This window comes from Oryzihumus sp. JJN4-3R (assembly GCF_057747915.1).
This window is the reverse complement of the sequence record NZ_CM173229.1, coordinates 63,129-76,850: the sequence shown is the minus strand read 5'-3', so window position 1 is coordinate 76,850 and position 13,722 is coordinate 63,129. Positions and strand designations below refer to the sequence as shown.

Annotated in this window: 14 protein-coding genes; 10 read left to right on the top strand and 4 right to left on the bottom strand. The window is 70.7% G+C overall.

The window, feature by feature from the left end; genetic code table 11:
• Positions 1–37 precede the first annotated feature (37 nt).
• Entirely contained in the window at positions 38–670 is a 633-nt protein-coding gene (lipB, locus tag AC3ANM_RS00310) for a lipoyl(octanoyl) transferase LipB (protein ID WP_488286145.1), read from the top strand.
• 151 nt (positions 671–821) lie between these two features.
• Complete coding sequence (locus tag AC3ANM_RS00305) at positions 822–1,226, top strand: cupin domain-containing protein (protein WP_488286144.1); 405 nt, start codon at positions 822–824, stop codon at positions 1,224–1,226.
• Between the two features lie 57 nt (positions 1,227–1,283).
• Here AC3ANM_RS00305 and AC3ANM_RS00300 read toward each other — a convergent pair whose 3' ends face one another.
• Positions 1,284–2,216 carry an LLM class F420-dependent oxidoreductase gene (locus AC3ANM_RS00300; protein WP_488286143.1) on the bottom strand — a complete coding sequence of 311 codons (933 nt, stop codon included), beginning with the start codon at positions 2,214–2,216 and terminating at the stop codon, positions 1,284–1,286.
• Between the two features lie 197 nt (positions 2,217–2,413).
• Between AC3ANM_RS00300 and AC3ANM_RS00295 the strand changes: the two genes are divergently transcribed.
• From AC3ANM_RS00295 to AC3ANM_RS00285, 3 genes are all read left to right on the top strand, one after another.
• A complete protein-coding gene (locus AC3ANM_RS00295; protein ID WP_488286142.1) occupies positions 2,414–3,166 on the top strand; it encodes an SDR family NAD(P)-dependent oxidoreductase in 753 nt (250 codons plus the stop codon).
• 230 nt (positions 3,167–3,396) lie between these two features.
• On the top strand, positions 3,397–4,422 hold the full coding sequence (gene lipA, locus AC3ANM_RS00290; RefSeq protein ID WP_488286141.1) for a lipoyl synthase: 1,026 nt from the start codon (positions 3,397–3,399) through the stop codon (positions 4,420–4,422).
• A gap of 17 nt (positions 4,423–4,439) precedes the next feature.
• Positions 4,440–5,171 carry a DUF4191 domain-containing protein gene (locus tag AC3ANM_RS00285; protein ID WP_488286140.1) on the top strand — a complete coding sequence of 244 codons (732 nt, stop codon included), beginning with the start codon at positions 4,440–4,442 and terminating at the stop codon, positions 5,169–5,171.
• A 345-nt stretch (positions 5,172–5,516) separates the two neighbouring features.
• Here AC3ANM_RS00285 and AC3ANM_RS00280 read toward each other — a convergent pair whose 3' ends face one another.
• On the bottom strand, positions 5,517–5,984 hold the full coding sequence (locus AC3ANM_RS00280) for an RDD family protein (RefSeq protein ID WP_488286139.1): 468 nt from the start codon (positions 5,982–5,984) through the stop codon (positions 5,517–5,519).
• 221 nt (positions 5,985–6,205) lie between these two features.
• Here AC3ANM_RS00280 and glnA point away from each other — a divergent pair, with 221 nt between their 5' ends.
• Positions 6,206–7,630 carry a type I glutamate--ammonia ligase gene (glnA, locus tag AC3ANM_RS00275; protein ID WP_488286138.1) on the top strand — a complete coding sequence of 475 codons (1,425 nt, stop codon included), beginning with the start codon at positions 6,206–6,208 and terminating at the stop codon, positions 7,628–7,630.
• 531 nt (positions 7,631–8,161) lie between these two features.
• Here glnA and AC3ANM_RS00270 read toward each other — a convergent pair.
• Together AC3ANM_RS00270 and AC3ANM_RS00265 are read right to left on the bottom strand one after the other, a co-directional pair.
• The gene (locus tag AC3ANM_RS00270; RefSeq protein ID WP_488286137.1) at positions 8,162–8,428 is read right to left on the bottom strand and encodes a hypothetical protein; all 267 of its coding nucleotides are present in this window, start codon (positions 8,426–8,428) and stop codon (positions 8,162–8,164) included.
• A 209-nt stretch (positions 8,429–8,637) separates the two neighbouring features.
• Positions 8,638–8,898 (bottom strand): hypothetical protein, encoded by a 261-nt coding sequence (locus AC3ANM_RS00265; RefSeq protein WP_488286136.1) that lies wholly within the window; start codon positions 8,896–8,898, stop codon positions 8,638–8,640.
• A 368-nt stretch (positions 8,899–9,266) separates the two neighbouring features.
• Here AC3ANM_RS00265 and AC3ANM_RS00260 point away from each other — a divergent pair, with 368 nt between their 5' ends.
• From AC3ANM_RS00260 to AC3ANM_RS00245, 4 genes are all read left to right on the top strand, one after another.
• Entirely contained in the window at positions 9,267–9,575 is a 309-nt protein-coding gene (locus AC3ANM_RS00260) for a three-helix bundle dimerization domain-containing protein (RefSeq protein WP_488286135.1), read from the top strand.
• A gap of 263 nt (positions 9,576–9,838) precedes the next feature.
• On the top strand, positions 9,839–12,112 hold the full coding sequence (locus AC3ANM_RS00255) for an arylsulfatase (RefSeq protein WP_488286134.1): 2,274 nt from the start codon (positions 9,839–9,841) through the stop codon (positions 12,110–12,112).
• Positions 12,109–12,660 (top strand): hypothetical protein, encoded by a 552-nt coding sequence (locus AC3ANM_RS00250; protein ID WP_488286133.1) that lies wholly within the window; start codon positions 12,109–12,111, stop codon positions 12,658–12,660. Before AC3ANM_RS00255 ends, AC3ANM_RS00250 begins: the two co-directional genes overlap by 4 nt.
• A gap of 58 nt (positions 12,661–12,718) precedes the next feature.
• The gene (locus tag AC3ANM_RS00245; RefSeq protein WP_488286132.1) at positions 12,719–13,714 is read left to right on the top strand and encodes a formylglycine-generating enzyme family protein; all 996 of its coding nucleotides are present in this window, start codon (positions 12,719–12,721) and stop codon (positions 13,712–13,714) included.
• Positions 13,715–13,722: the final 8 nt, after the last annotated feature.

Sequence of the window (13,722 nt, the reverse complement as noted above, 5' to 3'; positions counted from 1 at the left end):
TGCTGGGTATGCCGCGGCCGCGGCGTACGCTGCCTTCATGCGTTTGGAGCACCTGGGTTTCGCGCCGGACTACGTCGACTACCAGCAGGCGTGGGACACGCAGAAGGAGGTCCACGCCGGCGTCGTCGCCGGCGGGGAGGACACCGTGCTGCTGCTGGAGCACGAGAGGGTCTACACCGCGGGCAAGCGCACCGAGGCGCACGAGCGCCCGTGGGACGGCACGCCCGTGGTGGACGTCGACCGTGGCGGCAAGATCACCTGGCACGGCCCGGGGCAGCTCGTCGGCTACCCGATCGTGCGGCTGCCCTCCCCCGTCGACGTGGTCGCCCACGTGCGCCGCCTGGAGGAGATGATGATCCGGGTCTGCGCCGACCTCGGGCTCGAGGCCGGCCGGGTCGAGGGCCGCAGCGGCGTGTGGGTGGCCGCCGACGAGCGCGGGCCCGCCCGCAAGATCGGCGCCATCGGCATCCGGGTCAGCCAGGACGTGACGATGCACGGCTTCTCGCTCAACTGCGACTGCGACCTGTCGTGGTCGCAGGTCATCGTCCCGTGCGGCATCGCCGACGCCGGGGTGACCTCGCTGAGCCAGGAGCTCGGCCGCGACGTGACGGTCGCCGAGGTGCTCCCCTACGCCGAGAAGCACCTCGTCGAGATCCTCACCCTCGCCTGATCCGGCGGCCGCGCGTGCCGGGGCCGTGGGAGCACCGGCGCGCGGGACCTTGGCCTCTGGGGACCCGGCACCGCGACGCAGAAGCCTCGAAGGTGACACGGCACCGAGCCGCCCCCGGCTCGGTGCGAGTCACCACATGGAGGAGAGCACCATGCCGAAGGTGTCCAAGGCCACCGCCACGACCCACCAGGTCTTCCCCGGCTACTCGGAGGTCCACGAGCAGGAGGTCGGTGGCTGGACCGTCACCGTCGAGAGCGAGTTCACCGACATGGACATGGCGCCGTTCTTCAAGGGCGCGCCGAACGACCAGTGCCAGGCGAGCCACGTGGGCTACGTGCTCAAGGGCAGGTTCGGCGTCCGGCGGGCCGACGGGGTCGAGGAGATCTTCGAGGCCGGCGACGCGTTCACCATCGAGCCCGGGCACATTCCGCTCGCGTTCGCCGGCAGCGAGTACGTCGCGTTCACGCCCACCGCGGAAGCCAAGGAGCAGGCTGCGGTGGTCATGCCGAACGTGATGAGGTACGCGCAGGAGCACGGGATCGAGCTGCCGAGGTAGGTCCCCGCGCTCGCCCCGCGCGTCCCACGCGACGTCGCTGCCTGACGGGCGCCCCGGTCAGTCGAGCTGGGGGATGACCTCGCTGGCGACCAGGTCGAGGTGGTCCAGGTCGCTGAGGTCCAGCACCTGCAGGTAGATCCGCTGCGAGCCGGCCTCGGCGTAGCGCCCGATGGTGTCGACGATCTCCTGCGGCGAGCCGGCCAGGCCGTTCTCGCGCAGCTCGGCCACGTCGCGGCCGATCGCCTCGGCGCGGCGGCCCAGCTCGTCCCACGTGCGGCCGGCGCAGAGCACCAGCGCGTTGGACATGGTGATCGTCGCCGGGTCGCGGTCGTGCTCGCGGGCGATGGTGCGCACGTTCTCGAACATCGGCGCCGACTGCTCGGCGGTCACGAACGGCAGGTTGAACTCGCTGGCGTAGCGGGCGACCAGCTCCGGCGTGCGCTTCCTGCCCTTGCCGCCGATGACGATCGGCACCGGGGACTGCTCCGGCTTGGGCAGCGCCGGACTGTCCTGCAGCTGGTAGTGCTTGCCGTCGAAGGAGAACCGCTCCCCCACCGGCGTCTCCCACAGCCCGGTCACGACGGCCAGCTGCTCCTCGAGGCGGTCGAAGCGCTCCCCCACCGACTCCGGGAACGGGATGCCGTAGGCCGCGTGCTCCTCCTCGAACCAGCCCGCGCCGAGGCCGAGCTCGACCCGGCCGCCGGACATCTCGTCGACCTGGGCCACCTGCACGGCCAGCATGCCCGGGTGGCGGAACGTCGCCGAGGTCACCAGCGTGCCGAGGCGGATGGTCAGGGTCTCGCGGGCCAACCCGGCGAGCGTGGTCCACGTGTCGGTCGGACCGGGCATGCCGTCGCCGTCGCCCATGGCGAGCAGGTGGTCGGAGCGGAAGAACGCCGAGTAGCCACACTCCTCGGCGCGGCGGGCCATCGCGAGCTGCTGGCCGTAGGTGGCCCCCTGCTGGGGCTCGGTGAAGATGCGCAGGTCCATTTCCCCAACTCTAGGTCTGGCGCCACCGCGCCCTGACACCGGCCGGGAGCACCAGTCGGGCCACCACTCGGGACCACCCCTCGGGACCCTTGGCCGGTGCGACCGGGACCAAGGTCGCTGGCCGATCCCCACCGCCGCCGCGAGGCTGTCCGCAGGGAGCACGCCGACCGGCGTGCCGGCGGCACGGGAGGAACGGCATGCAGCGACTCGAGGACCGCGTGGCCGTGGTCACCGGCGGCGCGAGCGGGATCGGCAAGGCCTGCGCGCACCGACTCGCGGCGGAGGGCGCCATGGTGTTCGTCACCGACATCCAGGACGACCTCGGTGAGAAGGTCGTCGCCGAGATCCGGGACGAGGGCGGAACCGCCGAGTACGCCCACCACGACGTGTCCTCCGAGGCGGAGTGGCAGGAGGTCATCGAGCGGGTCCGCGCCGAGCACGGCCGCCTGGACATCCTGGTCAACAACGCCGGCATGGGCGACCTCGCCACCATCGAGGAGACCTCGGTGGCCGACTGGGAGCGCACCATCGCGATCGACCAGACCGGCGTCTTCCTCGGCATGAAGACCGCCGCCGCCCTGCTCAAGGCCTCCGGCCACGGCTCGGTCGTCAACATCAGCTCGATCTTCGGCGCCATCGGCGGCTTCGGCACCTCGCCGGCGTACCACGCGGCCAAGGGCGCGGTCCGGCTGATGACCAAGAACACCGCGCTGCACTGGGCCCCGGACGGCGTCCGGGTCAACTCGGTGCACCCCGGCTTCATCGACACCCCGATCCTCGAGTCGGCCAAGGGCACCGAGTTCGAGGCGGTGATGACCTCGGCGACTCCCCTGGGCCGGCTGGGCCGTCCCGACGAGATCGCGGCCGGCGTCGCCTACCTCGCCAGCGACGACGCCAGCTACGTCACCGGCTCCGAGCTCTACATCGACGGCGGTTACACCGCCCGCTGAGACCCACCGGTATGCCGCGTGCATGGGTGCGCACGCGGCATACCGGTGCGTTCGGGGCCGGGTCGCGCACGACCGACCTCGCGAGGTGGCCGCGGCGGTGAGGACCCGGCATACCGGCTGGTGAGGGACCGGCGGTGCGGGGCGGCGGGAAGACGCCGCGTAGGCTGGAGGTTGGTCTGGGTGTGCCACCGCACCGCCCGCCTTCTTCCGAACTGGCAAGGGAGCCGTTTGTGACCGTCGCACCTGAGGGTCGCCGCATGCTGCGCGTCGAGGCGCGCAACGCCGAGACACCGATCGAGCGCAAGCCGGAGTGGATCCGCACCACCGCCAAGATGGGGCCGGAGTACACCGCGCTGCACTCGATGGTGAAGAGCGAGGGGCTGCACACGGTCTGTCAGGAGGCCGGCTGCCCCAACATCTTCGAGTGCTGGGAGGACCGCGAGGCGACCTTCCTCATCGGCGGCGACACCTGCACGCGGCGCTGCGACTTCTGCGACATCGCCACCGGCCGGCCCGCGCCCCTGGACCTCGACGAGCCCCGCCGGGTCGCCGAGTCGGTGCGCCAGATGGGCCTGCGCTACTCCACCGTCACCGGCGTCGCCCGCGACGACCTCGCCGACGGTGCCGCCGGGCTCTACGCCGAGACGATCCGCCAGATCCACGCGCTCAACCCCAACACCGGCGTGGAGATCCTGCCGCCCGACTTCGGCGCCCGCCCCGAGCTCGTCGGGCAGGTCTTCGACGCCCGGCCCGAGGTGTTCGCGCACAACCTGGAGACGGTGCCGCGGATCTTCCGCAAGATCCGCCCGGCGTTCACCTACGAGAAGTCGCTCAAGGTGCTCTCGATGGCCCGCGAGGCCGAGCTGGTGACCAAGTCCAACCTCATCCTCGGGATGGGCGAGGAGGACCACGAGATCGAGCAGGCGATCCGCGACCTGCACGACGCCGGCTGCGACATCCTCACGATCACGCAGTACCTGCGCCCCTCCAAGCTGCACCACCCGATCGACCGGTGGGTCAAGCCCGAGGAGTTCGTGCACTGGAGCACGGTCGCCGAGGAGCTGGGCTTCAAGGGCGTCATGGCCGGACCGCTGGTGCGCAGCTCCTACCGCGCCGGCCGGCTCTACGCACAGGCCATGAACAAGTGGGGCCGCGAGGTCCCGGCGCACCTGTCGCACCTGGCCGAGGCCGCCTCCTCGCCCGCCCGCCAGGAGGCCGCGTCGCTGGTCCAGCGTGCTCTCGGCAGCGCCTCCTGACCGGTAGTCTGGACACCATGGCCCGCAAGGATTCACCCCAGTCAGCCGTGCCCGAGAAGGCCGGCCGCGTCGCCCAGATGCGTCAGATCTTCACCGCCGCCCGGGGCGTCGACCCCGCCATCGGCTGGTGGATGCTCCTCGCCGGCCTCGGCGTCACGCTGCTCGGCGTCGTCATCGGCCTGGTCATCGGCTACCCGGTCTACGTCGGCATCCTGGGCCTGATGTTCGGCGTCCTCGCGGCCATGCTCGTGATGAGCCGCCGCGCCGAGCGCGCGGCCTACCGCTCGATCGAGGGCCAGCCCGGGGCCACCGGCGCCGCGCTCAACGCCATCCGGCGCGGCTGGTACTACGACCAGCAGCCGGTCGCGGCCGAGGCCGTGCGCCCCGGCGACCTGGCCAGTGCGGCGATGGTCTTCCGCGCCGTGGGCCGCCCCGGCGTCGTCCTCGTCGGCGAGGGCCCGGCCGGCCGCGCCGCCCGCCTGCTCGAGTCCGAGCGCAAGAAGGTCACCCGCGTCCTGCCCGGCGTCCCGGTCACGGTGCTGCGCATCGGCGACGGCGACTCCGAGGGCGAGGTCAGCGTGCGCAAGCTGGCCAGCAAGCTGCAGCGGATGAAGCCGGTCCTGACCAAGGACGAGGCGGCCCAGGTCAACAAGCGGCTCAAGGCCCTCGCCGGCAGCCGCCCGCCGATCCCCGCCGGCGTCGACCCCAACCGGGTCCGCATGGACCGCAAGGCGATGCGCGGCCGCTGAGCCCCGCCCCCCTTCGAACCGCAAACCGGGTGGATCTGCACGTGCAGAACCACCCGGTTTGCGCGTTCCCGGCGGACACCGCCACTCGGTCAGGACCGGGCCGGAGGTGACCGGACGCCCGTGAGGTGACGGCACGGCATACGGGCGCGTGTGCGCACCCACCCGGTCCCGCCCGCGGACCCGACCCCATGTTTGCCCAGGGACCCGACCCCATGTTTGCCCGCGGACCCTGCCCTTGCGGCACCGGCCCCGCGGGCGCCCACCGGGTCGGCAGGGCAGACTCGGGCTCGCCGGACGGTGGGGCAGTATGCCGGGCGGCCGGGTGCGCCGCTCGCGGCGCCGTGGTCAGCGGGTGCGGATGAGGACGGTGCCGGCGGCCTTGTCGTGCAGGCCGCGCTCGTCCTTGTCCCAGATCAGCGCCGGGACGGCGATGGCCAGCAGCAGGCTGCGGATCAGACCGGGCAGCGGCCCGGCGGGGGCGCCGCCGAGGCGCACGACGCGCAGGCCCATGATGCGGTGGCCGATGGTGAAGCCGACCGTGCCGACGAGCAGGACGTTCTCGGCGGTGAAGACCGCGAGCGGCAGCAGGCCGTTGACCCCGCCGCGGCCGAGCTCGGCGCCGAGGAAGGCCAGCGCCACGAGCTGGCACAGGGTCCAGTCGATGAGGATCGCCACGAGCCGGCGGCCGAAGCGCGCCACCGAGCCGACGCCACGCTCGGGCAGGCCGAGCCGCTGCCCGGGGTAGCTGCCCTCCCCGCCGCGCGCCGCGCGCGGGCCCTCGATCCACGAGCCGACGTCCTTGCGATCCACCACGCCCACAGGGTACGTGCCAAGGGCCGGCTGTCTCAGCCGCGGTCCCGCTGGTCCCTGACGGTCCCACATGCCGGGCGGGATCACGTGACGCTCGCCACGGACGACGGGGCTCCGTAACACCGGGGAAACATTCGGGTCATGGTCGGGAAATCCCGTGGGTCTAAGGTCGTAGCCGACCCACCCGGGCCGGCGATCGTGCCCGCCCCACCACAGGAGGTTGGATGTTCAGCAACGCTGACGAGGTCCTCAAGTTCATCAAGGACGAGGACGTCAAGTTCGTCGATGTGCGCTTCTGCGACCTGCCGGGCGTGATGCAGCACTTCAACGTGCCTGCCCAGACGTTCGACATGGACGCCTTCACCAACGGCCAGATGTTCGACGGCTCCTCGATCCGCGGCTTCCAGGCGATCCACGAGTCCGACATGAAGCTGATTCCGGACCCGACGACGGCGTATGTGGACCCGTTCCGCAAAGAGAAGACGCTGATCCTCAACTTCTCGATCGTCGACCCGTTCACGGACGAGCCCTACAGCCGCGACCCGCGCAACATCGCCGCCAAGGCCGAGGCGTACCTGAAGTCGACCGGCATCGCCGACACCGCCTACTTCGGCGCCGAGGCCGAGTTCTACGTCTTCGACGACGTGCGCTTCGAGACGAAGCAGAACGCCGGCTACTACTTCATCGACTCCATCGAGGCCGCGTGGAACTCCGGTCGCGAGGAGGAGGGCGGCAACCAGGGCTACAAGACCCGCTACAAGGGCGGCTACTTCCCCGTGCCGCCGGTGGACCACTTCGCCGACATGCGTGACGAGATGACGCTGACGCTGAACGAGGTCGGCCTCGCCGTCGAGCGCGCCCACCACGAGGTCGGCACCGCCGGGCAGCAGGAGATCAACTACCGCTTCAACACGCTGCTCAACGCGGCCGACGACGTGCTGAAGTTCAAGTACGTCATCAAGAACGTCGCGTGGGGCCACGGCAAGACCGCCACGTTCATGCCCAAGCCGCTCTTCGGTGACAACGGCTCCGGTATGCACAGCCACCAGTCGCTGTGGAAGGACGGCGAGCCGCTGTTCTATGACGAGCGCGGCTACGGCGGCCTGTCCGACATCGCCCGCTGGTACATCGGTGGCCTGCTCAAGCACGCCCCGTCGCTGCTGGCGTTCACGAACCCGACGGTGAACTCCTACCACCGCCTGGTCCCGGGCTACGAGGCGCCGGTCAACCTGGTCTACTCGGCCCGCAACCGCTCCGCCTGTGTGCGCATCCCGATCACCGGGACCTCGCCGAAGGCCAAGCGCATCGAGTTCCGCGTGCCGGACCCGTCGGCCAACCCCTACCTGGCGTTCTCGGCCCAGCTCATGGCCGGCATCGACGGCATCAAGAACCGCATCGAGCCCCCGGAGCCGGTGGACAAGGACCTCTACGAGCTGCCGCCGGAGGAGCACAAGGCGATCCAGCAGGTCCCGGGCTCGCTGCCCGAGGTCCTCGACGCCCTCGAGGCCGACCACGAGTACCTGCTCGAGGGTGACGTGTTCACCAAGGACCTCATCGAGACGTGGATCGACTGGAAGCGCGTCAACGAGGTGGACCCGATCCGCTTCCGCCCGCACCCGCACGAGTTCGAGATGTACTTCGACATCTGAGCGAGCGCAGCGAGCCAGAAGTCGAACGACAGCTCAGCGACATCTGAGCGAGCGCAGCGAGCCAGAGGTCGAACGACGGCTCAGCGACATCTGAGCGAGCGCAGCGAGCCAGTGCCCAGCCCCCGTCAGGGAGTCCCCCGGACTCCCCTGGCGGGGGCTGGGCCGTTTCGGGAGGTGACTGCGCAGGACGCTGCCGGCACCGACCTCCCGTATCTTCGACGCCAGTTCGTAGACGGTGACGTCCGCGCCGACGTCGGAGGGCGCGAGCCGCGGCGGCTCCGGCTTACCCGCCCCGATGATGGCGACAGTCAGCTTCTGGGGTCTGCGTCGGGCATGGGTGGCCCTCGATCGCTGTGGTGTGACGGAGGATCTCGTCGACGACGAGGGCGAGCGGTGCGGTGGCGTCGATCGGGATGCCGTTCCTGGGGGTGTCTTCCCTGGTGCGATGCAGTCGCACGATGAGATCGCGTTCCGATTGATGGGCCCCGAACTCGTCTCCTGCTCGCCGATCGAGTCGCCGGTTCGCGGCGCCTATTCGTGTCCGAGCCGCGCCTTCGCGGCCACGAATACCGATTCCGCCAGGTCATCCCGTCGATCCGTCGCAGCGCGATCCACTGCTCCTCCGCTGTACAGCGGAACGTCGAGCAATCCACCCATCCCCTGGCGAAACAGGCCCAGCACCCGCTGCGGCAGCCGCCCGGGGTCGCCATCACGAGCTCCTTCGACGGCGGCAGCCAACTCGGGTTCTCCGAACGCACGCAGATGCGCGGCGAACTCGTCCATCGCGTCTTCCAGCACGCGTCGATTGTGCGCCAGGCTGCCGCCCGCCGCGCGACCTCAGCCGCCGCGGTGCGCTGGGCTACGGGGAACAGCAGGAGCAGTAGCTGCCGATCGCGCGGACCGCTTCCCCGGTCAGCTCTGGGTGCCCCGTGCCTACCGCGCACTCAACGCGCTCGGCCATGGCGCCCGTGGTTCCATCGGTCGGCTCCGGCGCAGCCCGCGAACGTTCACAGCCGCCCGGCCAGCTGACGGTGCATCAGGACGCTGGCCACGAGCCACACCGTGGGTGCGCCGAGGGCGACCAGTGACCCCAGCAGCAGCCCGGTGCCGGCGGCCCGCACGCGGGCGTGCTCCCGGCCGCGCCACCGCACGACGAGCGCGACGACCACGACCACATCGAGCACCGCCATCGCCCGGATCGCGACGGCGAACAGGTGCTGCCAGTCGGTGGCCGGGGCGGCCTGGCCGCCCACGAGGGCGCGGTCCATGGCCGCGGCTCCGACCAGCAGCCCACCAAGCAGCCACGGCCAGCGCCGCGTGATCGGGGGGTCCAGTGTGTGTGCCCCGGGAAGCAGCGGCCCCTGAAGGCGCCGGCGGCGCCAGTGCCGCCGCCCGGATCGGTCCATGCCTGTACCCCTCCCGCAGATCCACCCGTGCCGTGAACTGCGTCAGCCGCAGCGTGCGGCCTCAGGCCACAGCGACGGTGAACCCACCCTCCCCGTTCGCGCTCCCGGCGGGATCCCCCGTACGACGCAGCACGGCTCATCCCCATGCCGGCAGAGGCCCCCGCCTGCCGCCCTCCATGTCAGGACGTTCGGCGATGGTGCGGCGGGCTTGCCGCGCTGCACCATCAGTCATGACCCAATTGCCCCTCACCCACGCCCACCCGGTCCATCGTGGGCTTCGCGCCGAGCTGCACGAGATCGCCGCCCGGCTGCACCGGGAGTTCGACGACCGCATCGCGGCGGAGGGCGTCGAGCGGGTCCTCGAGGAGGTGACCGCCCGCTTCGAGCATGCACGGGTGCGCACCTTCCTGCCCCTGCTGGTCCACCGCTACGCCAGGAGTGACCTGCGGGCAGCTTCCGGGAGTGGAGCCGTCGCGGATCCCGGAACCCGGGCCGAGCCGATGCCGGCCCCACCAGCAGATGCCGTGACGCCGGGATGATCGAGGTCATCCGCCGGGGATGATGACCCCCGTCGTGTGAGGTCAGAGGCTCCTCGGGTGTGAGTCTGCTCCAAAGGCGGGCCTGCCCAGCACCGTGGCGTTCGTGTCGGCCGTGTGACGGGCGCCGGTGACCGACCTGGAGATGACATGCGCGAGCCCGACCGCACCACCCTGCCGCTGACCACGCCGCCGTTCGAGGGGACGGCCAACCGCACCCTTCGGGGCTCGGAACCCGACTGGAACCCCCCAAGGGCGCACCGAACGTGCTGCTGGTGCTGATCGACGACGCCGGGTTCGGCAACCCGAGCACCTTCGGTGGACCCATCCAGACCCCGAACTACACCCGACTCGCCGAAGCCGGGCTGCGCTACAACCGGTTCCACGTCACCGCGCTGTGCTCCCCGACCCGAGCCGCGCTGCTGACTGCGCGCAACAACCACGCGGTCGGCTTCGGCTCGGTGGGTGAGTTCTCCAGCGGGTTCCCGGGCTACACCGCCATGGTGCCGCTCGAGTGTGCCCCGCTGCCGAGGATCCTGCGCGACAACGGCTACAGCACGGCGGCGTTCGGCAAGTGGCACCTGACCCCGGACGGGCAACAGGGACCCGCCGGCCCCCTGGGGCGTTGGCCGACCGGCTGGGGTTTCGACTACTTCTACGGCTTCCTCGGCGGCGACTCCGGGCAATGGGACCCGTGCCTGGCCGAGAACCAGAAGATCATCGGGACCCCGGCGGAGTACGACGACGAGGAGAACCCCTACTACCTGCCCGACGCGATGGCCGACAGGACCATCGAGTGGCTGCACGGGGTGCGCGGCCAGGACGCGCGCAAGCCATTCTTCGTCTACTTCTCCACCGGATGCAGCCACGCCCCCCACCACGTCGCCTCCACGTGGGCCGACAAGTACAAGGGGCAGTTCGACCAGGGATGGGACCGGTTGCGTGAAGAGGTCTTCGCACGGCAGAAGGAGCTCGGCGTCGTCCCCGCTGATGCGGAGCTCACGGCACGCGACGAGGCCTTCCCGGCATGGGACAGCGTTCCGCCGCGGCTGAAGGCCTACTACGCACGCCAGATGGAGGTGTACGCCGGCTTCTCGGAGAACGCCGACCACAACGTCGGCCGGGTCGTCGACGCGATCGAGGAGCTGGGCGAGCTCGACAACACCCTGGTCATCTGGATCTGGGGTGACAACGGCGCCAGCATGGAGGGCACCATCACCGGCTCGTTCAACGAGATGACGATGCAGAACGGCATCCCGCTCACCGACGAGATGCAGCTGCAGCTCTCCGAACGTTACGGCGGCGGCGAGTCGTGGGGTGCCCCGATCATGGACCCGCACTACTCGGCGGCCTGGGCATGGGCCGGGAACACCCCGTTCAAGTGGGGCAAGCAGGTCGGCTCGCACCTTGGCGGCACCCGCAACCCGATGGTCATCCACTGGCCGGAGCGCATCGTCGACCCCGGCGGCCTGCGCTCCCAGTTCACCCACGTCACCGACGTGGGAGCGACGATTCTCGACATCGCCGGCATCCCGGCCCCGTCGCGCGTGGACGGGATCGAGCAGGAACCGCTGCACGGCGTCACCTTCGCCGACACGCTGCTCGACGCGGCCGCGCCCGAAGGGCACACCCAGCAGTACTTCGAGACGATCGGCAACCGGGCCATGTACAAGGACGGCTGGTGGCTGGCGATGAAGACACCGCGCATCCCGTGGGTCATCACCCCCGAGGTGCTGCAGCCCTATGCACCGGGTGTGTGGGACCCCGACGCCGACCCGGCGGAGCTGTACTACCTGCCCGACGACTTCAGCCAGGCCCACGACCTGGCCGCCGCCCACCCGGACAAGGTCCAGGAGCTCAGGACGCTGTTCTGGGAGGAGGCCGAGCGGTACAAGGTGCTGCCGCTGCTGGCCACGCTTTCGGCGTTCTTCGGCATCACGCCGCCGCTCGAGGCGACCCACAAGATCGAGTTCCGCGGTGACGTGCAGAACGTGGCGCCGGGCATGATCCCGCGCATCTACAACCGTTCCTACGCGATCGGCGCAGACCTCGTCATACCGCCCGATGGCGCCGAAGGCGTCATCGTCGCCGAGGCCGACCATCTCGGCGGGTTCTCCCTGTTCGTCGACGGCGGCCGGCTCACCCACACGTACTCGATGATGGGCGTGTTCGTCTACCGCCAGCAGGCCGACGTCCCCCTGCCCACCGGCGAGGTGAACGTGCGCATGGAGTTCGCCGCCGACGCGGCCAAGCCGGCCACCGGCGGGCAGGTCACCCTGTTCGTGAACGACACCCCGGTCGGTGGCGGGAGGATGGACCACACGGTTCCGATGAGGTTCTCGGCCTATGCCGGGATGGACGTCGGCCGCGACAACGGTGGCGTGGTCGACCTGAGCTACGCGGACCGGCGACCGTTCGCATTCACCGGCACGATCAAGAAGGTCACCTTTGACGTCAAGCCCCATCGCCGGGCCAAGGACGAGCAAGCCATGCATACGGTCGCCCACCACGCCCACGCAGCACACGGGCTCTCGTCATGAACCCCACCGCCGGACTCAAGGTCCTCTCACTGCCGATCGACCACGAGACCACCGACGTCCTGATCAGCAGCTACCTGTCCCACGACGCGGCCCGCGATGACTACCAAGCCGCCCTGACCTGCGGCGCATACCTGCACGGCGCGATCCTCGTCGCCAAGGACCTGTCCGGCAAGGTCACGGTGGAGCAGTCCGACCACATGGTCCGCGAAGGAGCCCAGGGGTTCGGCACCCTGGGGTTCCTCACCGGACTGATGGTCTTCCCGCTGGTGCCGCTCACCACCGGCTTCGGCGCCGTGATGGGCGGCTTCCTGGGCGAGGCACTGCACCTGCTCACCGAGACCAAGGTCAAGGGCCAGGCGGCGTCGATGATCCCCCTGGGCTGCGCTGCGCTCATCATCGCGTACCCGCGTTCGTCAGCCGACGCCGTGCAACCGGTGGTGACGAGGGCGCTCACCAAGGCCACGGCCGAAGGGCACGGCCACCACGTCCAGGCGCTGAGGAGCGCCCTCGCCGGCGCCCAGCAGCAGATGGCCGCGACCGCGAGCTAGCAGGTTGACCGCGAGCCAGCCGTGGACACGTGCTGGCGGGCCGAAGGGGAACACCCACGTGGAAGTCCAGGGACCAGCCGCGCCGGCTGCCTGTTGTGCGGTCTCCCGAGACAGCGCGGCCTCCCCCGACAGTGCGGCCTCCCCCGACAGCGCGTCAGCACCACCGGCGGGCCCGAGGCAGGCCATCCGCACCCGGGGAGGCGCCGGTTCGGACTCCTCGCTGGTCCACCTGCCTGGCGGGTCGTTCCTGATGGGTGCCGACGACCCGGACGGGTTCCCGGCCGACGGTGAGGGCCCGGTTCGCGCCGTCACGCTGTCACCGTTCCGGATCGACCGGTACGCCACGTCCAACGAGAGGTTCGCCGAGTTCGTGGACGCCACCGGCTATCGCACCGACGCCGAGCGGTACGGCTGGTCCTTCGTCTTCGCCGGGCTGCTGCCCGATGACCACCCGCCCACCCGAGCGGTGGCCGACGCACCGTGGTGGCGGCAGGTCCATGGTGCGCACTGGCAGCACCCGGAAGGTCCCGGGTCCTCGCTGGACGGTCGGATGGACCATCCCGTGGTGCACGTCTCCTGGGACGACGCCGCCGCATACTGCCAGTGGGCCGGGCGGCGCCTCCCGACCGAGGCCGAGTGGGAGTATGCCGCCCGCGGTGGCCTGGCGGGGGCGCGCTACGCGTGGGGAGACGAGCTGACTCCTGAGGGCCGCTGGATGTGCAACATCTGGCAAGGCACCTTCCCCACCGAGAACACCCTGGCCGACGGATTCCTCGGCACGGCACCGGTCGACGCCTTCGAGCCCAACGGCTTTGGCCTCCACAACGTCGCAGGCAACGTCTGGGAGTGGTGCGCCGACTGGTTCAGCGCCACCCACCCCGGCGCCTCGACGCCGGACCCCCAGGGCCCCCCGACCGGTGAGTCCCGGGTCATCCGCGGCGGCTCGTACCTCTGCCACCGCTCCTACTGCAACCGATACCGTGTCGCCGCCCGGACCGCGAACACCCCCGACAGCTCCACCGGGAACACCGGGTTCCGCTGCGCCGCCGACTAGACCACGGC